Consider the following 19,364-nt stretch of genomic DNA (forward strand, 5'->3'; position numbering starts at 1 on the left):
GCCATGCAGTCAGAAACACTTTCAGCCGCCCTCCGTCAGTCAGGTTTTGAAAACCTGACTTTCAGCACACCTTGGTCCGCGCGTTTGTTCGGCATGACCCTTGCCGCAAGCGAGAAGGGTTTTTTTACCTTGCAGCAATTCCAGTCCGCGCTAATAGGCCGTATCAGTGAAAAGGAAAGGTTTGGCTGTATCAATACTGATGACGACTACTACACCTGCTGGCTGGAAGCACTGCAGGGATTGCTGGAGGAAAAAAATCTTTGGCAGGTCCACCAGCTGCGTGAGCGTGAGGTAGAAGTCGTGGAAGCCGCAGAGCACCGAAAGGAGTACCAGCGACAGGGCCAATATACAGTCCAGCCGGAGGTGGTCAAATGACGATCCCCGGCAACCCCTACGATTTCCCTATAGAAGGATCGCTGTTGCCAGAAAAAACAGCCTTGATGATTATTGATATGCAGCGCGACTTCTGTGACCCGTCTGGCTATATGCATACCCGCGGTGGCGACGTTGGGTTAGCGCGGGCCATTGTTCCCCGAATCAGCGCGGTCAGGGATGCTTGTCGGGAAGCGGGCATTGCCATTATCTACACCCGGGAGGGTCACCGCTCGAACCTGTCTGATCTGCCCCGCAGCAAACGTATAAAAACTGCTTTGGCGGGTGCTGAAATCGGTAGCCAGGGCCCTCTAGGAAGGCTGTTGATACGTGGTGAACATGGTTGGGATTTTATCGATGAGTTGCAGCCTGACGAGACCGAGATCGTGATTGACAAGTCCGGCACGGGTTCCTTCCATGGTACCGAACTGAACGACATCCTCTGCAATAGAAATGTAGAGAACCTGATCATAACCGGCGTGACCACAGGTGTCTGTATCAACTCTACGGTTCGGGAGGCTTCCGACCGTGGTTATAACGTCTTGGTGTTGGAAGACTGCTGTGCAGAGCCGGAGCAGAAGACCCATGACATCGCCATTGAATTGCTCAAGGTGGAGGGTGGTTATCTGTCGACTATCTCTGACTCACAGCAGTTTTTGACTGCGATAGCGCGAATATCAAGGCTGTTAGGAAGTCAGCGCCTTAAATCATCGGAGATGCCACGATGAAATATCAATTCCTCAGTTTGCTCGTTCTGTTTTTTCCCATGGCCAGCCATGGGCATCATCCAATGGGCGGAGAAGTCCCCGAAACGGCGATCCAGGGGCTTCTGTCCGGGCTTGGTCATCCGATTATCGAGCTGGATCATTTTCTGTTTGTGGTCGGGTTTGCGTGTTTGTTGGCGTTTTGCAGCCGACAGATCATCACCCATACCGGCCTTTTTCTGGCGCTGACGATTGTGGGTACCTTGGGGCACCTTGCCCTGCCGGATCTCCCGTTTATAGAAACAGGCATCTTTCTGACGATCGTCATTGTTGGTGGTTTCCTGCTGGCTCAGAGGCTCGATAGTGCCAGGCTGTATTGGTTTTTGGCACCTGTCGCAGGACTTCTGCACGGTTATGGCTATGGCGGTGCAGTTGTTGGCGCTGAGAACACTGCCGTCTTTGCCTACCTGATTGGGTTCACAATGATTCAGGCGGTGCTGATGCTATCACTGGTTTATCTGGTAAGACGCTTAGCCCGTAATTGCCCGGAAGGAAAGTTTGCACTATACCGTTCGATCAATGGCGCGATGCTTATCGGCTTTGCTTTTTTTGTTTGATTAATTCGTTGAGGCGCGCAAGAGTTTCGAGGTTATGCCAAGGTTTAAGGCACCTCCGGTTAACATGAGAGTCTTGAAACCTTTCGGTCGTTTGGCTGTGCCGGTTCGTTTCCAGCTCTGTCTCAGGCCGCGCGGGCTTTCCGATAACGCCTCACTTCTATCCACCCGTGCACAGCCAATGCCGAGAACACGATCACCCCACCAACCAGGCTGAGATCCGGCGGTACCTCGCCGAGGAACAGCCACACCAGAAACGATCCCAGTACGGTCTCCAGCAACAGCATCAGGCTCACTTCCGCCGCCGGAATGTAGCGGGGGCCGATCTGTATGAGGATGCAGGCCGTTGGCAGGAATACCAGGCAGAGCAGGGCGATGAAAAAGCCGTCCCGGGCAGAGAGCATTTCGGCACCGCCCATTGCCGCTGCCACAACAGCCAGCGCCAGGGCACCAAACATCAGCATGACACTCATGTCGCAGTCCGGGCGGGAGCGTGCCACGTTCAGGTTGGAGGCAAGGGCAGTGGCGGCGATGCCGGCCATCATCAGGCCCAGAGGGTCGCCTTTGCCCCATTCACCAATGGCCATGAAGGTTGCGCCGGTCACGCATACCAGAATGACAACCCAGGTGCGCCAGGGCAGGGTTTCCCTCCATATCAGCCAGGCGATCAACGCGGCAATGACCGGGGCGGTGTTGAGGATAACCAGCACGTTGCCTGCGGCGGTGTTCTTCATTCCCACCACGAACCCCAGGGTGCTGACTGCGAAGGCCCCGGCGCAGAACACACCTTTCCAGCCACAGCGTCTGATTTCGGTGGTCAGGCGGTGCCGGTATCTCGCCCAGCTGATTACCAGGAAGCTGATGGCCAGCAGCAGTCCACGCCAGAACAGGAAGACCACCGGCTCAACCGACGTGATTTTCACCAGCAATGCGTCCGGTACGATAAACAGCACGCCCAGGGCGGCAATGGTCAGGCCTTTGATCCGTGTGCTCTGCAAGGCTACTCCCCGGGCCTGGCGTCTTCTGCGCAGGTTTTCTCCAGCCGTGCGATGCAATTGCTGAAGGTGCGGCTGATGCGTGTCTGGTCCCGGATCATGGCCAGGCGTGGCCAGGTGGCCTGTTCTCCGAGGCGGATAAACATTTCCAGGTCCCGGCGGCCGGGGTTGGTGAGTATCTTGCGATAAAGCAACGGCCGGAACGGGAACTGGATGTTGATATCTCCCAGGTAGGTCTGCGTAGCCATGGCGTGGGCCTGTTCCAGCAACGGCCGTAGTATGGTGGATGACCAGCTGTTACGGGTCAGATTCAGGGTGGTGGCCACCTGGGCATGCATCAGGGACGCTGCGGCCTGTTTGGCGGATGCCCCCGGCCCGCGCTGGTGGTGATGGCTGATAAACGGCAACACATGGGGATTGGCCTGGCTGACAATGGTGCGATTGACATTATGGAGCCGTGCCATTCGCATCAGTGGCAGGTCTCCGTGGACGCTGCCGTCAATCCAGCGTTCCGTGGGCATGTAGGGTTTGCGACCGTTGGGCCCTCTGTCAGTGTCCCTGGCCTGAAGCGTGACCGGCGGATAGATACCGGGCACGGCACAGGAGGCAAGAATGGCCGAGTCCACCAGCACTTCCGGCGATGCCAGGTTATTCAGCAGCCTTGGTTTCTGGCGTGTCCGGGTGGGTGACACCGAGATGTTGAGGGTTCGCCCGCTGTGTTCCGCGGCTTCAAGAAAGCTGGTGCTGCCAATGTTGGTATGGATATGGTGCAGCAACTGGGACTGATCCATGGCATGGCGTTTGCGCCAGATCCGGCGGGGTTCCAGCCAGCGAAACGCATCCAGGTGGATCTCACCGGGTTCATTGAAAAAGCGCTCGAGTTCCTCATTATTGCGTGTGCAGATGGCGCCTGCCACGATCGCGCCCATGCTGGAGCCGGCGATCACATCCGGTAGCAGCCGCTGTTGCCAGAGCGCGCGGGTAACACCAATGTGATAGATCCCGAAGGCGGCACCGCCGCTCAGCATCAGAGCCGGGCGACCGTATACCTTTTCGGCATCCCGGAACAGGCGAAGTTTTTGCTGTTCGGTAATCCCCGGCATGTCGTGGTCGCAGATGAAGTTCATCGACCGTTCCACTTCATCCAGAAACTCCGTCACCAGGTACTTGGTACCCGTCCAGGCGACGGCGTAAAGGTCCGGATTGGCGATTTCGCCCAGATGGCGGTAGAGGCTTTCCTGCAGCACACGGGTCAGGCCCCGGGTATCGCTTTTTTCGCGACAGCGAACCATGGCGTCGATGTGTTCACGAATCAGCTTCTCGTGAAGCAGTTCGCTACCGCTGTCCTCCCGCCACGCCAAAGCGCCCTCCAACTCATCCAGTTGTTCGGCGATGGCGTGCCAGTGCTCATAGGACGTGGCTTCAGCAAGTTGTTTTTCCAGTTTCCGGCGTTGTTTCTTCGAGTCTCTCATGATGTACAGGATACATCATGAGAGCGGATCCGGAATTACAGGTCGGTTCGCGGGTTCAGGTCCACCGCAAACGCCGGCGAAGCCCAGCCTGAAACCTGTCCATCCAGGGTGGGCAATGGCTCGCCCCCGGTTACTACGGATTCTTCGTTGCCGTATTGAAGCCATGTCAGCGTGGGGCCCTGACCAACAGGTGGTTTTGTGTAATCGCAGACTCCATCCGGAAAAATCTCAGCCACCTTTTTTGCGAAACCTTCAGAGGTGTATACGCCATTGAGTATATTCACCGGGTAGTCTGCAGGATCTACTGGTTTCAGCTGGCACTTGTTATTCAGAGTGGTCACCGAATCACCCGCCACCGTGCGAGGCGTTCCGAACCGGGTCTGGACCACCAGCTTCTGGGCTTCCACCACTTCGTCGGTAATGGGTTCGAGCGGGTCGGTGATAATCTCGGGCAGGCCAAGTTCGCCAAGCTTCAGGCCACAGGTCTGCCCGGTGGCAACGTCCAGGATCTGGCCCAGCTCGGCGGGAAGGGTGGGAATCTGTTCGGAGTCCAGCCCGGACACCTGCGGTTCCGGGTAGAGCAGGTTGCCGGTGTAGGGGGCTTTCGGGCCTTCCTCTGAAAATGGCGCGGACAGGGACAGACAACGGTCCCTCGCGGTCACTGGTTTATTGCTGACCACTTTATTCGCTACCGGCTCCGGTTCGCCGTCGGCTTCGATCGCGGCCAGCCACTGATCCATCACCAGCAGGGCTTCGGTGGTGAAGATTGTGTCCCCCGCAAGTGGGAACGCGCCGTACCAGATCACATGATTGCGCGCGTGGCCCTGGGTCTGTTCCAGCCTTGCCCGGACCTGCCAGGAATGGAAAGCATCATGGGCAATGCCCGGGTCAGGGCCACGGAGATCAATGATGGGAACGTTGGCAAGGTTCTCGGCGGTATTGATCGCACCGGTGCGATAAGCGTTCTCCAGCGCTTCCAGGTCGGCAACGGTGCGTTCGGGCTGGTAGTTGATGTCGATATCCAGTCCACCGATGTCCCGGTTCACGGCGAGGAACTGGTCACCGGTAATGACGCCATCCTGCAAGGCCTTGAGGCCGTATTGAACTCCGGCGTTGTCCAGGGGAATTCCGGTGAACCCCTTTGCCAGCAATTGTTCATTGGGAGACCAGGCCTCGGGCGGGCGTTTGCCAAACTGATTGGCCATGTAATCAATCAGGCCGCAGCGTAGACCGTCCGGGTGCGTTTCCGGGTCATACACGTCGGCCTGTCCCGCCAGGCCCGGGCAGTTCTCCTGATCCGGTTCTGCGGAAGGGAAGAACGCCAGGTCGGATACGACCGGGTTGAGTGGCAAATGCCCGTAAAGAGCGGGCCACTGAACAGCCAGCACCGGCGAGGCAAGCAGGCTCTCGAAGAACGCCAGCAGGTCGTCAGGATCTTCGGATACCTGGTTGCCCAGGTATTCGTTGAGCAGGTTGTAATCCGCAAACTGGGTCGCAGTGGTCCACACATCCGGGTAGGAACACTGAACGATCAGGCCCTGGTAGATGCCGGGGTAGGCGTTGGCAATGTGTTGCTGTGCAATGGCGCCGCCGGAACATCCGGTGTCAATGGTGTAACGCACTGGCCCGTACTGCTCGATGATGTGCTCCTTTGCCATCACCAGGGATTCCGCAGCGGTCACCAGATTCACGTTGTGGCCAAGATTAGCCTGGGCTGTGGAGAGGGTAACGAACCCACGAGCCAGAGCAACCGAAATGCTGTCTCCCAGGACGGTTTCCGCACCCTCCGGCGCGGTACCGGCAATGTCTCCGTTGGGCGGTTGGCCCATGCCATAACTGACTCCCACGTTGCCACCGTGGTGGATCAGTATCTTGCCATTCCACTGTTCCTGCGGCGACAGGGCGGTCCACTCCTGGTCCGGCTGATAGAGGGACATCACCTGGTAGCGATCCCGGTTCATGACACCTCTTTCGACTCTCACGATATAGGGCACCGTAACGCCTTCGTCGGTGGTCACCCGGGCGATGTCGTCGGAGGGCGGCGGGTTCTCCGGATCATAAGGCAGGAAGGCCCCCGGAAGACCGGGAGACTGGGGATCGAAACTTTCCGCAAACAGATCAAATTTCGACTGCGGCACATACTTCAGTTCGAACTCCGGTGGCTGATTGCACTGGTCGTCCACCGCATTGGCATTGGTGCAGTCCCAGGGTTGCACCTGGGGGCCGGAAAACACGGGGCCACCCTTGGGGTGGTTAATGATCGTTTTACGCAGTACGCCCCCTTTGCCGGCAACAACCTTCAATTCGTTCTCACCCCGTTCCAGGCCGGTAATCAGCCCCCGGAGCGCACCATTTTCTATGGCTGAAAAGGCGCTCGTAACGTCTTCCCCGTTCAGGTGAACCTTGGTTTCATCTGTCTGTGCTGAATCTATCTCGATCAGCGCGTCACCACCGCTGATCAGGTCCGGGCGGTTTGAGAGCACACGGATCACCCCGCTGCCGGAGCCGTCTTCCGTTTGTTGGTTGGTGCTGTCGTCTGAGGATGCGACACTGGAAACGGATGATTCGCTGCCTCCGCAGCCTGTGAGTGCTATTGTGATGGCAAGGGGCAGTGCGCGGTGGATCAGTCCCATGGTTACCTCTTTTTTGTAATTTATGATTTATCGGTACGATTTGCTTGCATAAGACCACAATGGCGACAGCCCTGGCGTTGGCCAGATGGACAATCGGGTGCGTCACATCTGTGAGAAGGGGCCCCGACGAAAGTCGGCTCGACGCGCTGGTACCGTCACTGAATACTGTGAGAAAAGATGAGGAGTGATATCACCATGTCGACAGAAGAAATGGTTACGGTTGCCACCGAGAAAGGCATTACAACGCTGACACTGAACCAGCCGGATCGTCGCAATAGTCTGTCCATGGCTATGCTGGAAGCCCTGTCCCGGGAACTTGAAGTAATTGCGGAAAACACCGAAACCAGGGTGGTGGTACTCGCCGCCGCGGGGCCTGTGTTCTGTGCCGGGCACGATCTGCGTGAGGTCAGTGGCCAGTTCGATAGCCACGAATTCCAGCTGAAACTGTTCAACCTGTGCAGCAAGGTGATGCAACAGATAGTGAACCTGCCCAGGCCGGTCATCGCCCGGGTGGCAGGGGTTGCCACCGCAGCCGGGTGCCAGCTGGTTGCCAGTTGTGACCTGGCGGTCGCCGCCGACACCGCCCGCTTCGCCACGCCCGGAGTGAATATAGGGCTGTTCTGTTCCACACCCATGGTGGCTCTGTCCCGCAACGTATCCCGCAAGCATGCCATGGAGATGCTGCTGACCGGCGAGATGGTGGGCGCTGAAAAAGCCGAGCGGATCGGGCTGGTTAACCAGGTGGTGGACGAACAGGTGCTGGATGAAACGGTATATCGCCTTGCTTCCACCATAGCGGGTAAATCCGGTTACACCCTGAAAATTGGCAAGGAAGCCTTCTACAGGCAGCTGGAAATGGGCCTGGCAGAGGCCTACGACTATACGTCGGTTGTTATGGCGGAAAACATGCAGGCTGCCGATGCACAGGAAGGAATCTGCGCCTTTCTGGAAAAACGAAAACCGGACTGGAAAGACGAGTAGGGCAGGCTAGCGGCAGTCCGCGGGTTCCATGGAAAGCCGGTCGCCAACGCCGATTCCCCGGCTTTCAAAGTACCCCTGGTTCATCTCGAGAGCCAGGTAGAATGGCACGCCGGCCCGGTAAGTGGGGCAGTCTCTGCCCTGGTCTGAGGGGCAGGGTGCCATCTGGCGGATCGCGCGGATGTTGCCGTGGCGATTCATGTAGGCAATATCCAGCGGAATCAGTGTGCGGTACATCCAGAAGCCGTGGTCAGCACGGCGCTGGTTACTGTAGACAAACAGCATGCCTGCATTTTCTGCCAGTGCCTCCCGTTCCATCAGGCCATGGCTGCGCTCCTCAGAACTGGTGGCGATCTCAACGGTAATGGGAATCGCCTTTTGATCATTTATCAGACAGGCCTGCACGGCGGGCAACGCATCGTTATCCGGCAGGGCAGCCAGGCATCCGGAGAACAGCAGGCCCAGTACGGGTACCAGGGCTTTCAGGCTGAACACCGGTGTGTGCCGGTTCATCAGGAGCGCAGCCGGTAGCCGGTTTTGAAGATCCACCACACGGCAATCATGCAGGCGGTCAGGAACATCAGGGTCATGCCCACGCTGATGCCCACGTGCACGTCAGACACCCCATAGAACGCCCATCGGAAGCCACTGATCAGATACACCACCGGGTTGAACAGGCTGATGGTTTGCCAGACCTCCGGCAGCATGTCGATGGAGTAGAAGGTTCCGCCAAGAAAAACCAGAGGCGTGACGATCATCAGCGGAACGATCTGCAGCTTCTCGAATCCATCTGCCCAGATGCCGATAATAAAACCGAACAGGCTGAACGTGATTGCCGTCAGTACGAGGAAGGCAAACATCCAGAACGGATGCAGCACGTCGTAATCGACAAAAAGCCTGGCAGTTATCAGTATGATAACGCCCAGTATCACCGACTTGGTCGCGGCCGCACCGACATAGCCAAGCACGACCTCCACATAGGACACCGGCGCGGACAGCACTTCATAGATGGTGCCGGAGAATTTCGGCATATAGATACCAAAGGAGGCGTTCGAAATGCTCTGCATCAGCAGCGACAGCATGACCAGGCCGGGAATGATATAGGCCCCGTAACTGATGTTGTCGATGTCGCCCATGCGGCTGCCGATGGCCGAACCGAACACCACAAAGTACAGGGAAGTGGAGATCACCGGCGAGGCGACGCTCTGCATCAGGGTGCGGCGCATGCGGGCCATTTCAAACTTGTAGATTGCACGAACGCCGTACAGGTTCATTGCGTCACTCCCACATTATTCATTGACCAGGCCCACAAAGATTTCTTCCAGGGAGCTTTCCCTGGTCTGGATGTCCCGGTATTCGATGCCCAGGTCACCAAGGGTTCTCAGCAGCCTTGCCACCCCGGCCTGTTCCTGCTGGGAATCGAAGGTGTAGATCAGCTCATAGCCGTCCTCGGACAGTTCTATGGGCTCCAGGGCAAGCTGACCGGGCATCTTTTCCAGCGGGCTCTGCAGGTGCAGGCGCAGCTCTTTCTTGCCCAGCTTGCTCATCAGCCGGGATTTGTCTTCCACCAGAATGATCTCACCATGGCGTATGACCCCGATGCGGTCGGCCATTTCCTCCGCTTCTTCGATGTAGTGGGTGGTCAGGATAATGGTCACGCCGTTCTCACGGAGCTTGCGCACCATTTCCCACATGTCGCGCCGTAGCTCCACGTCCACGCCTGCGGTGGGCTCGTCCAGAAACAGGATACGGGGCTCATGGGACAGTGCCTTGGCAATCATCACCCGGCGCTTCATGCCCCCTGAGAGCGACATGATGCGGTTGTTACGCTTGTCCCACAGTGAAAGGTCTTTCAGGACCTTTTCAATATGGTCCGGCGCGGGTGGCTTGCCGAACAGGCCACGGCTGAACGATACGGCGTCCCAGACGGTTTCGAACGAATCCGTGTTGAGCTCCTGGGGTACCAGGCCGATGCTTTCGCGGGCTTTACGGTAATCCCTGATAATATCGAAACCGGCGGCTTTCACCTCGCCATCAGTGAGGTTCACAATGCCGCAGATGATGCTGATCAGCGTGGTCTTGCCCGCGCCATTGGGGCCCAGGAGTGCAAAAATTTCTCCCGGTTCAATATCAAGGTTGATGTCTTTGAGGGCCCTGAAACCATCAGCATAGACTTTGTTCAGGTGCTTTACGGAAATATCCGGTTGCACAGGCATATCCTGTTGGTGGTGAATCAAAGCGCGGTATTTTCTCACGACCGGTGATGATTTAGAAAGCTTTGCCTTGTGGGCAATAGTCTCCATAATGCCTGCCCTTACTCGGAGGAACGAATGTGTTGAAAGCACTGGTGGCTGTTATGGCCATTGCAGGCGTGGTCGCCCTTGGCGTTTTCGGGCCGGGCTGGCTCATGTCGGATGCCGATAGCAGCTCTGATCAAACCGCGACGGAATGCGACCTGCTCAATGATACGTGCCGATGGGAGCAACAGGGCACTCGCTGGAATGCACAGCTGAAAAAAGCTGGCGTGAAGGCGGAAGGTACCGAGTATCACCTTACGGTCACCACAGACATGAGTGAGCCGGGATTACTGGCCGTTTTGCGAGGGGAATCCATGTATCTGGGGGAATACCCGGTACCCATGACCCGCACAGGGCTTGCGGAGGATGGTAAGAGCCAGGTCTGGCAGGCAAGGTTTACCGCACCTTTCTGCACAACCGACCCGGAAATGACCTGGCGCATTGACCTTCAGGCCGACGCGGAAACAGATAACGATACGCCTGTGAAACTGACCTTCCGGGCCGAGGGCCGGGGGTGACGACAGGATGACAGTCGGTCAGGATTGTGTAAAATCACCGGACTGTTTCAATTGTCCAGGGAAGCACATATGGATTATGGCGATAGCGTACAAAAAGTTCTGCTGAGGAAAATCCAGAAAGCCGAACAGGATCTGCTTCAGTTGAAGCTGGATTATTGCCGCTTTATTTTCGGATTGACCCATCGCTCCAGGGTGGAGTGTGACGGCAGGCGCTACGTTGTGCGTTCTGTCGATGTGGACAGCATGGAACGGCTCGAAGACGGCAGTTTTTCCAGGCCGGAGATCACCGGTGTACCTGCCGACGCCCCGGAAACCGCAGAAGCGCAGAATCTCGGTACAGGCTGGATACTTGAAGAGGCAGCGCCCCGGCCTACGGCCCGAAGCTGAGCCCGCGGGCCCGGGCCTGGTCAGATAAAGGCGTTTGATGTAATGGCGCCGTAAAGACTGTAAGCCTGCGGGATGTGGCGGTGTTCGCTCCAGTAATCCGCGCCTTCCATGCCATTGCGGAAACAGGCCAGCCAGGTTGAACTGGCAGTGAGCGTTGACAGCACCTGAACGGCTTCCGGTTGCCGCAGACCGATTTTCCGGCTGGCGAGCTGGCTCACAAGGCTGACCAGTGCATCGGAATGACGCTGTGACTTGTCACACAGGGAGCAGGCAGCACCGTAAAGCCAGGCAGCCACATACTCTTTTACTGCGTTCGGGGCTGTCTCCAGCTCCAGACCTTTCTCTCTGCAATCCCTTTCCTGAATACTCAGCAGAATATGCAACCGGGTAATCAGCTCACACTTGTCCAGCCCATGGCCGACAGCACCCTGAGCGGAACTGAGACGGTTCGCAGCCTGTACGGTTACTGACTGCGGCGCGGAATCGGCAAAAGCAACAGAGGTTGCAGGCACGAAGGGGTCATTCCGTACCAGGGTGAGCATTCGGAAGGCAAGCACCAGCAGCAGGGCAATGAGCCCGACTTCAATAAATAAAACAAGGCCGTTTGTCATAAGCGTTCCGGATTGCCTGAAGAGTCACTGTTACATCATTCATCCGGATTGTAACCAAATGTATCTGGCGGCACGAAGGAAATGCAGGTCAATCCCCGGCACAAAATGCGGAACTGTGACGTGGTAACCATTAGCGGGGACACTAGCAGGTTGGCATGGTTTGCAATGCAAGCTTCCTGCGGATGAAACGGCCAAGTATATCAACACCGATGTTCAGGGACGCGGTGATAAGGATCAGTATCATTGCCTTGTCGAACTGGATATTCTGGATGGCGTTGTCGACATAGAAACCGAGTGTATAGATGCCCAGAATGCCCAGAATGGCAGTTTCCCGCATGATGATCTCCCACCGGTAGAAAAGGAAGGCCAGAAACGAGCGGTACACACGAGGCACCAGCTCGTAGGTGTACCGGTTAAGCCCCGTTGAGGCATCGGGACGCAGTATGATGGTGCTGGACTGGCGACCAATCAGGTGGCCAATAATGCCGCCGTTATGTAGCGCAAGCGCTACCACTGCCGGAAGCATGGACGGCCCCCACAGCTGCAGGAGAATGTAGGCGAGGATGTATTCCGGCGTGGAGCGCAGGATAACCAGAAACACATGCCCGCTTGTCCGGCGTACAGGCCCGCCAAAGTGCGTGGAAATCAGCGGAAATGCCAGCAAGGCAATAATCCCGGTCGCAACCAGGGCTATCTGGGTGAGTATGACCGTATTCCAGATGCCGGGCAGGGCCTGGGTAACAAACAGGTCCCCGAGCCAGCTGCCCATTCCGGACCAGCCTTCATCACCTTTCAGCGGCCCCGGAACAATGTCCTGGGTGAAGAACCGGGCCACATTGCCCCAGACAATGGGCATTCCCTCGCCCAGGAAAAAAGGCGCACCAATGATATACACCGGCAACAACCTGGGCTTGACCCACAGTGGCAGCGTGGCGATCAGGACGTAAAACAGGATCAGCATGGCGCCGGCTTCGGAGTAGTGCCCCTGGGAAAATGCAGACTCCAGATAGAACCCGAGAGTCGGCAGGCCCACGAACCCCAGAATGGCACTGGAGCGTAGGCCGCACTCGAGGCGATAGGCCGTGTAGGTACGCATCTGTACCCAGCAATCGGGGATACGGGCATACAGAAACGCGGAGATCACACCGGTACCGGGCGGCAGCAGGCGACCCGGCTCAGGGTCTGCCTCTTCAAGGATTTCAGCATAGACTTTGGCGAAAATACCGGCGTAGGGAATGGCAATCGCCAGGACACCGGTCAGCGGGTGGAAGCCAAAGAACTGGAGAAAGATCAGGGCCCAGAAAAGCTCATGGATGGCCCGTATAAACGCACAGAAAATCCGTACCGGGTAGGCGCGATAAACCAGCGCCAGCAGAAAACCACACACACTGCCCAGGGCCACACCCACGAACGCAAACGCCACGGTGCGGAGCAGGGCGGTTGCCAGGCCCTCGGTGCTGAAGAAGTCCGGTGTAACGACACCGAGGAAGAACCGCCCGAGATCTTTCCATGGATTCGCCGAGGTAATGGCAATATCCGCAAACAACAGGCCCACCACCGCAATGGCGGTAAAAATCAGGCTGGTTCTTACGGTCGGAGACGAGAACATAAACAGGGGTCTGGCTCAGTAAAGCGGCGTAATGTCTGCCGGTGTCAGCTTTTCGCTGGGCTCATCCAGGGCAATATGCCCATCCTGGATACCGACAATGCGTGTGCAATACGCCAGGGCCAGCTCTACATCGTGCAGAGCAATGACACTGGTGGCGAATCGATCTTTGAGCAGCTTCATGACCAGGTGGGCAGACGGCCCATCCAGTGCCGAGACCGGCTCGTCCGCAAGCAGCAGCCCGGAACGACGGTACAGAGCCCTGGCGATGGCAACCCGCTGGCGCTGACCACCGGACAACGAAGCCGCTGGAATCCAGACCTTTTCAGGCATGGCCAGCTCCGTTAACAGCGCCTTCACTTCCCGGGTGTCTTTCGCAAACGGCCGGATCAGGGTGAGTGTGTTGTACCAGGTGGCATTGGTGTCCAGCCGGCCCATGTAAACGTTGTGAAATACGGGCAACGCATTGACCAGGCCGAGGTTCTGGGGAACCAGGGAAGCTATGCCCTCTACCTGCTGATGGATCAGGCTGATCAGTGTTGATTTTCCAGCACCGCTGCGGCCAACAAGCGCAACGCGCTCGCCTTCGTGAACATTGAGGGAAAGCGGGCCAATAACCCGTTCCCCTCCGAATGAGGCCGTCAGGCCCTTCAGGTCGAATCCCGACATCAATCAATGATTCCGATTTCTTTGGCTACGCTTTCAATCGGCTCATAGTCCGAGTTTGAGGCGGGCACAAAGTCCGAACGCGGGAAGCTCTCCAGCAATTCAGGGTCGTCCAGTGCCAGCAGGGCCTCACGGACACGATCGGTAAAACCTTCGCCGTAGTTTTCGTCTACGTCGCCGCGAATACTCCACTGGTAGTTGGGGTAGGCCGGTGTTTTCCAGATGATCTTCACGTCATCGGTGTTGATGTTGCCGTCTTCCAGTTCCTTTTCCCACACTTTGTAGTTGATGGCGCCAACGTCGTAGGTGCCGGACTCAACCAGCCTGAGTGTACGGGTATGGTTGCCACTGAAGCCCACGCGCTCAAAAACCTCTTCCGGTGCTTCACCGAAAATATCCCGGATATGGTATTCGGGGATGAGACGGCCGGAGGTGGAGCCCTTGGAACCGAAGGTAAATGTCATGCCCCGGAGATCGTCCGTCAGGGTGTCGGCACGATCAAGCCCTGTGCTCTTGTGGGCTATGAAATAGTTAAAGAACGCCTGGTCTTCCTCACCCTGGGCAATGGCCTGTGAGCCGGGCACCAGGGCCCTGGCCTGAACACCGGAAAGGCCACCGAACCAGGCCAGTTGCACCTGGTTGTTCCGGAATGCGGATACGGCTGCAGCGTAGGATTTTACCGGGATGTAACGTACATCAGCATCGAGCTGTTCGGAGAGGTACTCGGCAACACCGCGAAATCGTTCAACCAGTTTGGTTTCGTCTTCGTCGGGGATTGCGGTAAACACAAAAGTCTGGGCAGATGCTGTTGCGGAGCCGACAAAAACAAGGAAGCTGGTCAGCGCCAATTTCCGTATAAGATTCAAAACCATTTGAATGTCCTTCTTTTTACCGTGTGATTCGACGAGAGTTTTGCGAACGCGCTTTACGAAGCCGGTCAGGATAACGTGATTTACCTCAACTCTGAACATCTATACGATTCAATCGGCTAAACAGGTTATGGGCATCCATCAAAAATGGATAAATTTTCCGGGGCGACTCAAACCATGAATATTTCCCTGATCACGCCTGCTCCTCCGGGTTCAAGGGCAGGCAACCGGGCAACGGCCGAGCGCTGGGCCGGGTTGCTGGAGCAGGCCGGGCACCGGGTAAACATTGTCACGGAATACGATGGTGGACCCTGTGACCTGTTCATCGCATTACACGCCTGGCGAAGCCACGAGGCGGTTGTGCATTTCCGCAGGTTGCACCCGTCTACGCCGCTGATTGTTGTGCTCACGGGCACTGATATTTATGACCATCAGCACCGGTTCCCGGGCATGACCCACGAATCCATGGCACTGGCCGATTGCCTGGTAGCGCTTCATCAACGGGTCGGCCAGGACATTCCCGCGCAATTTACCCGCAAACTGATGACAGTGCTCCAGTCCGCGGACAAGCCTGCCGCACCAACAGGGCCGAAACAGGGTTTTGATATCTGTGTTATAGGCCATCTCCGTGACGAGAAAGACCCCCTGCGTGCGGCATTGGCGGCCAGGCAGTTACCGGATAATTCCGCCATCCGGATAATCAACGCAGGCAAGGCCCACACTCCCGCCTGGGAAGACAAGGCCCTGGCCGAGCAGGCTGCCAACCCCCGCTTCAAATGGCTCGGCGAAGTGGATAAATCCGCCATTCACGATCTGATGAGCCGCTCCCGCGCCATGGTCATCAGCTCGGTAATGGAAGGCGGTGCCAATGTGGTTTCCGAAGCCTGCCGTGCGGGCCTTCCTGTAATCGCTTCTGATATCTCCGGCAATATCGGCCTGCTTGGCGACGATTACCCGGGGTATTTCCCTGTAGGTGACGACACGGAACTGGCCCGATTGTTACAGCGTGCAGAGCATTCACCGGAATTTCTGGAAGAACTGGAAGGCCGGGTGGCGGAACTGGCCGGGCGCTTTACCCCTGAAACCGAGCGGGCGTCATTACTGGCTGCAATTGAAAAGGCAATGGCCGGGCGTACCCGGCTCAATCCCTGAGAGTGATGGGTTCGATCGGCCCGCTCTCGTCCTGGGGCAATACCCTGCCAATAATGGCGGTGTGCGGATAACCCAGTGCCTTGAGCTCATCCACACAGGCCTCGGCCTGGTCTGCCGGCACACTGGCCAGCAGTCCGCCGGCGGTTTGTGGGTCAAAGATCAGCGGATAGCGGGGATGTTTTACCCATTTCTCCTGATCGCGGATGCCACGCCTCAGACGGATATTGGCAGGTTGCAGGGAGCTGAGGATGCCGGCGGCGGCAGTCTCCTCGGCGCCGGGGAGGATGGGAATTGCGCCCAGATCCAGTTCTGCGTCTACGCCTGAGGGCCGGGTCATCTCCACAAGATGGCCCAGAAGTCCGAAACCGGTTACATCGGTGCAGGCCCTGGAGCCGTGCCGGCGCAGACATTGCGCTGCATCCTTGTTGGACTGAACCATGGAAGCCAGTGCCGAGTCTATCCAGCGGCCCTTGGCCGCAAGCCTGGCGTGCGCCGCAAACAGGGTGCCGGTACCGATGGGTTTGGTCAGCAGCAGGACATCACCGGCCCGCAAACCGCCCTTGCTCATGACTTCTTCAGGATCAATCAGGCCGTTTACCGCAAACCCCAGTGCCAGCTCGCGGCCTTCGCCGGTGTGGCCGCCTACCAGCGCACAGCCTGCTTCGTTGAGGACTTCCACGGCGCCGGACATCATCTGGAATACCACGTCTTCCACTTTGGATTCGATACCGTAGGGTACCGTGGCCACTGCCGTGGCACTCTGGGCTTCGGCACCCATGGCAAATACGTCGCCCAGTGCGTGGTTGGCGGCTACCTTCCCGAACACATAGGGGTCGTCAATAAATGCCCGGAAGAAATCGACCGTGTGCACTACCGCCTTGCCGGGAGGTACCGTCAATACGGCCGCATCATCCGGTGCGTGCAGGCCGATAAGAATGTCGTCCCGCTCGATGGGACGAAGCTCACCCAGTGCCCGAGACAGCACCGTGCTGCCCACCTTGGCTCCGCATCCGCCGCAGCGCATGGCAACGGCTGATATGGCCTGGGATGCTTCCTCGGCGTTCTGCGCGGCGCCAGTATCGGGCAGGGCGGAGTTCTCTTCCATCGCCGGAAGGTCATTGAACTTCGCCATGAACCGCTTATCAATATGGTTTTTCCAGCGCCAGACCCAGGTACCGGCGAAGGACATATCACCGCGGGAAGCTACGGCGAATTTGTCGCCGGTACTGATCAGTGCCAGCCATTTTTTCTGGGGGCTGAAAGGCTTTACCGTCTTGCCCAGGGCGTAACGCCTGAGGTTATCCGCCAGGGGGCGACCCTGACGCACAGCAAATACGCCGGCTTTTTCGCGGGGGTGATTGATCACATTGGCGATGTCGCCTGCGGCGAAGATGTCATCGTCGGATTCCGCCTGCAGGGTATCCCTCACGCGGATAAAACCACCTTCATCCAGCGCAAGGCCGGTATCGGCGAGCCACGCCGGCCCGCCGGCCCGGGTAACCCAGAGCACTTCATCCACAGGGAAGGTCTCGCCGGACTCGGTCATCAGGTGCCTGGCGTCCACTTTGGAAACCGACGAGCCCAGATGAACCTTTACACCACGGCTCGCCAGTTTTTCCTCGAACACGGCACGTACTTTGGCGTTGTGGGTCGGCAGGATCCGGTTTTCAGCGTCAAACAGATGAAAGTGCAGCTGGTCCGGGTCGTGGCCCCGTTTTTCAAGCTCGTTCCGGAGCCGGAACTGCATTGCCAGAGTGAGCTCCACGCCACCTGCGCCTGCGCCTACCACGGCGACCGTCATCGGCCCCTCGTGGTTCTCCAGACGGGACAGCAGCGACAACCAGCGATTGTTGAAGCCGTTGATGGGCTTCACGGGCACTGCGTGCTCGGCGGCACCGCTGACGTCACCGACCCTGGGAGAGGAACCGATATTGACCGAAAGGATATCGTAGGGGACATCTGGCCGGGAGCGACACGTCACCCGCTTGCTGGCCCGGTCTATTCCTGAAACTTCGTCCCGATAGAAACGTGCACCGGCAAATTCTGCCAGTTTGCTTAGATCAATATGGACGTCATCGTAGGAGTAGTGCCCGGCCACGTAGCCAGGCAACATACCGGAATAGGGTGTATGGGTGTCTCTGCAGATGAGAGTGAGGCGGACACCCGGAACGGGATTCATGGCAAAGCGCTTCAAGACCCCTACATGGCTGTGCCCGCCGCCAACCAGGACAATGTCCCGTAATACAGGCTGTTCGGATTGTTGCATCAAGAAAGTTTCTTGGCTTCGTCACTGAAGGTGCTGAACCCCTTCACTTTGGAGAATGCCTGTAGCTTTTCCTGATCAGCTTCAGACGGATTGGCAATCTGGTCGATGGACGTGATGCCCGCTTCTTTCATTTTCGTCGCGGTAGCCGGGCCGATACCCTTGATCCGGGTCAGATCGCTTTTGTCTGCCGGCTTCGGGGTACGTTTGGCTGCTGCCGGCTGTTTTGGTGCAGCGGGCTTTTTGCTGGCGGCCTTTGCCGCAGTGGCAGGGCTCTTGGCAGCGCTGGCGGCCTTCGGCTTGGGCGTTTTTGCTTTCGCGGTCTTCGGTTTGGCGGCTGCTTTCCCGGCGGCCGGCTTCTTTGCACCGGACTTTTTGGCGGGCGTTTTCTGGCTGGCCTTGTCGGCCGCCTTCTTCACTTCCTTTTTCGCCTCTTTGCTGGCGAGACCGAGCCGGTCCAGAAGGTGGTTCTGGAGATCATGGAACTCGCCAAGACGGCGTTCAAACTCGTCATTGAAGCGTTTCATTTCGCGGTCGCGCAGTTCGTCCACTTCCTTGAGCAGTTTGCGAACGGGTTCCTGAATCTGGTTCTGAAGGCTATCGAACTGTTTCAAGGCATCATTGATCAGAGCTTCAATCTGGGACGAAGTTTTCTCAAATTCCTTGTTCACTTTCTTTACGACTTTATCAACGCTTGGCTTGTTGGCTTTCTTGGCCATGAGGAATGTCTCCTTACGGTACGGTTTGAATGCAAATCGTGCGTGGGTTCAGGCCATCTGCCGAAGGCTGGAGGAGGGCCCTGAGGAACGTCTGGATTTCAGTAACTGTTTTTTCCTGACCACGTCCCGTATCCGCTTCAGTTTGTCCGAGAGGGCGGTTGAGGACTGGTCATTAACATCAACAAAATCAACAGAATAAAAGAAATTGCTACAGTGCTTTCTACGCTCAGTGACAAGACCGGCTATGCCATCGGCCCGGATGTTATCGAAAGGCATTTCCATGATCAGATCGAGCACAACCGTATCGCCCGGATTGAATACCTTGTCGGTTTTCATCACACAGCCAAAGTTGTCCAGCTCAAACAGCGCCGCTTCAACCCGTTCACGGCGAAACAGGCCACGCTTGACGTGAAACTGTGCGACAAGATCCGGTAGTGCTTCGTTCATTTACAAGTGATCTCTGGTTGTTCCGGGGCAGCGACCTGAGTGTGCTTGGTTAAACAATAGC

The 19,364-nt window shown here is 57.4% G+C and carries 20 protein-coding genes; 7 read left to right on the forward strand and 13 right to left on the reverse strand.

Going from position 1 to position 19,364, the window contains the following annotated elements:
- Window positions 1-3: 3 nt before the first annotated feature.
- From HLUCCO03_RS04940 to HLUCCO03_RS04950, 3 genes are read left to right on the forward strand one after another with little or no spacing between them, the layout of a single operon-like run.
- Window positions 4-375: a nitrile hydratase accessory protein gene (locus HLUCCO03_RS04940; RefSeq protein ID WP_051603862.1), complete on the forward strand. Its 372-nt coding sequence runs from the start codon at window positions 4-6 to the stop codon at window positions 373-375.
- Window positions 372-1,100, forward strand: a complete 729-nt coding sequence (locus HLUCCO03_RS04945; protein ID WP_027832055.1) for a cysteine hydrolase family protein — start codon at window positions 372-374, stop codon at window positions 1,098-1,100. Before HLUCCO03_RS04940 ends, HLUCCO03_RS04945 begins: the two co-directional genes overlap by 4 nt.
- The gene (locus tag HLUCCO03_RS04950) at window positions 1,097-1,693 is read left to right on the forward strand and encodes a HupE/UreJ family protein (protein WP_051603861.1); all 597 of its coding nucleotides are present in this window, start codon (window positions 1,097-1,099) and stop codon (window positions 1,691-1,693) included. The genes HLUCCO03_RS04945 and HLUCCO03_RS04950 overlap by 4 nt, the downstream gene beginning before the upstream one ends.
- Before the next feature lie 122 nt (window positions 1,694-1,815).
- Here the strand turns inward: HLUCCO03_RS04950 and HLUCCO03_RS04955 are convergent, their stop codons facing one another.
- The 3 genes from HLUCCO03_RS04955 to HLUCCO03_RS04965 are packed head-to-tail and all read right to left on the reverse strand — an operon-like array spanning window position 1,816 to window position 6,790.
- The gene (locus tag HLUCCO03_RS04955; protein WP_027832054.1) at window positions 1,816-2,688 is read right to left on the reverse strand and encodes a DMT family transporter; all 873 of its coding nucleotides are present in this window, start codon (window positions 2,686-2,688) and stop codon (window positions 1,816-1,818) included.
- 2 nt (window positions 2,689-2,690) lie between these two features.
- The gene (locus HLUCCO03_RS04960; protein ID WP_036197488.1) at window positions 2,691-4,157 is read right to left on the reverse strand and encodes a patatin-like phospholipase family protein; all 1,467 of its coding nucleotides are present in this window, start codon (window positions 4,155-4,157) and stop codon (window positions 2,691-2,693) included.
- 35 nt (window positions 4,158-4,192) lie between these two features.
- Entirely contained in the window at window positions 4,193-6,790 is a 2,598-nt protein-coding gene (locus HLUCCO03_RS04965) for a DUF6351 family protein (RefSeq protein WP_027832052.1), read from the reverse strand.
- A gap of 195 nt (window positions 6,791-6,985) precedes the next feature.
- Here HLUCCO03_RS04965 and HLUCCO03_RS04970 point away from each other — a divergent pair, with 195 nt between their 5' ends.
- Window positions 6,986-7,771, forward strand: coding sequence for an enoyl-CoA hydratase (locus HLUCCO03_RS04970; protein ID WP_155939944.1), 786 nt, complete (start codon window positions 6,986-6,988; stop codon window positions 7,769-7,771).
- A 6-nt stretch (window positions 7,772-7,777) separates the two neighbouring features.
- Here the strand turns inward: HLUCCO03_RS04970 and HLUCCO03_RS04975 are convergent, their stop codons facing one another.
- The 3 genes from HLUCCO03_RS04975 to HLUCCO03_RS04985 are packed head-to-tail and all read right to left on the reverse strand — an operon-like array spanning window position 7,778 to window position 9,978.
- Window positions 7,778-8,281 (reverse strand): DUF192 domain-containing protein, encoded by a 504-nt coding sequence (locus HLUCCO03_RS04975; RefSeq protein ID WP_051603860.1) that lies wholly within the window; start codon window positions 8,279-8,281, stop codon window positions 7,778-7,780.
- Window positions 8,281-9,042 (reverse strand): ABC transporter permease, encoded by a 762-nt coding sequence (locus HLUCCO03_RS04980; protein WP_027832049.1) that lies wholly within the window; start codon window positions 9,040-9,042, stop codon window positions 8,281-8,283. Before HLUCCO03_RS04980 ends, HLUCCO03_RS04975 begins: the two co-directional genes overlap by 1 nt.
- 15 nt (window positions 9,043-9,057) lie before the next feature.
- Window positions 9,058-9,978 carry an ABC transporter ATP-binding protein gene (locus tag HLUCCO03_RS04985; RefSeq protein ID WP_027832048.1) on the reverse strand — a complete coding sequence of 307 codons (921 nt, stop codon included), beginning with the start codon at window positions 9,976-9,978 and terminating at the stop codon, window positions 9,058-9,060.
- A gap of 122 nt (window positions 9,979-10,100) precedes the next feature.
- On the opposite strand from HLUCCO03_RS04985, the gene HLUCCO03_RS04990 reads away from it, so the two are divergent.
- Both HLUCCO03_RS04990 and HLUCCO03_RS04995 read left to right on the forward strand, forming a co-directional pair.
- Window positions 10,101-10,583, forward strand: a complete 483-nt coding sequence (locus HLUCCO03_RS04990; protein ID WP_027832047.1) for a hypothetical protein — start codon at window positions 10,101-10,103, stop codon at window positions 10,581-10,583.
- Between the two features lie 69 nt (window positions 10,584-10,652).
- A complete protein-coding gene (locus HLUCCO03_RS04995) occupies window positions 10,653-10,970 on the forward strand; it encodes a hypothetical protein (protein WP_027832046.1) in 318 nt (105 codons plus the stop codon).
- A 20-nt stretch (window positions 10,971-10,990) separates the two neighbouring features.
- On the opposite strand, the gene HLUCCO03_RS05000 is transcribed toward HLUCCO03_RS04995, so the two are convergent.
- The 4 genes from HLUCCO03_RS05000 to HLUCCO03_RS05015 all read right to left on the reverse strand — a co-directional run bounded on the left by HLUCCO03_RS05000 (window position 10,991) and on the right by HLUCCO03_RS05015 (window position 14,725).
- Window positions 10,991-11,581, reverse strand: coding sequence for a hypothetical protein (locus HLUCCO03_RS05000; protein ID WP_027832045.1), 591 nt, complete (start codon window positions 11,579-11,581; stop codon window positions 10,991-10,993).
- A gap of 142 nt (window positions 11,582-11,723) precedes the next feature.
- Window positions 11,724-13,190, reverse strand: coding sequence for an ABC transporter permease (locus tag HLUCCO03_RS05005; RefSeq protein ID WP_027832044.1), 1,467 nt, complete (start codon window positions 13,188-13,190; stop codon window positions 11,724-11,726).
- Window positions 13,191-13,205: 15 nt separating this feature from the next.
- The gene (locus HLUCCO03_RS05010) at window positions 13,206-13,856 is read right to left on the reverse strand and encodes an ATP-binding cassette domain-containing protein (protein WP_027832043.1); all 651 of its coding nucleotides are present in this window, start codon (window positions 13,854-13,856) and stop codon (window positions 13,206-13,208) included.
- Window positions 13,856-14,725 carry a putative selenate ABC transporter substrate-binding protein gene (locus tag HLUCCO03_RS05015; RefSeq protein WP_027832042.1) on the reverse strand — a complete coding sequence of 290 codons (870 nt, stop codon included), beginning with the start codon at window positions 14,723-14,725 and terminating at the stop codon, window positions 13,856-13,858. The genes HLUCCO03_RS05010 and HLUCCO03_RS05015 overlap by 1 nt, the downstream gene beginning before the upstream one ends.
- A 174-nt stretch (window positions 14,726-14,899) precedes the next feature.
- On the opposite strand from HLUCCO03_RS05015, the gene senB reads away from it, so the two are divergent.
- On the forward strand, window positions 14,900-15,874 hold the full coding sequence (gene senB, locus HLUCCO03_RS05020; RefSeq protein WP_027832041.1) for a selenoneine biosynthesis selenosugar synthase SenB: 975 nt from the start codon (window positions 14,900-14,902) through the stop codon (window positions 15,872-15,874).
- Here the strand turns inward: senB and selD are convergent.
- From selD to HLUCCO03_RS05035, 3 genes are read right to left on the reverse strand one after another with little or no spacing between them, the layout of a single operon-like run.
- Window positions 15,864-18,140 carry a selenide, water dikinase SelD gene (gene selD / locus HLUCCO03_RS05025; RefSeq protein WP_027832040.1) on the reverse strand — a complete coding sequence of 759 codons (2,277 nt, stop codon included), beginning with the start codon at window positions 18,138-18,140 and terminating at the stop codon, window positions 15,864-15,866. The two genes, senB and selD, sit on opposite strands and share 11 nt — an antisense overlap.
- Window positions 18,140-18,856 carry a helix-hairpin-helix domain-containing protein gene (locus HLUCCO03_RS05030; RefSeq protein WP_027832039.1) on the reverse strand — a complete coding sequence of 239 codons (717 nt, stop codon included), beginning with the start codon at window positions 18,854-18,856 and terminating at the stop codon, window positions 18,140-18,142. The genes selD and HLUCCO03_RS05030 overlap by 1 nt, the downstream gene beginning before the upstream one ends.
- Window positions 18,857-18,904: 48 nt before the next feature.
- The gene (locus HLUCCO03_RS05035; protein ID WP_027832038.1) at window positions 18,905-19,303 is read right to left on the reverse strand and encodes a hypothetical protein; all 399 of its coding nucleotides are present in this window, start codon (window positions 19,301-19,303) and stop codon (window positions 18,905-18,907) included.
- Window positions 19,304-19,364: the final 61 nt, after the last annotated feature.

This window comes from Marinobacter sp. HL-58, from assembly GCF_001314605.1.
Classification (GTDB): domain Bacteria; phylum Pseudomonadota; class Gammaproteobacteria; order Pseudomonadales; family Oleiphilaceae; genus Marinobacter.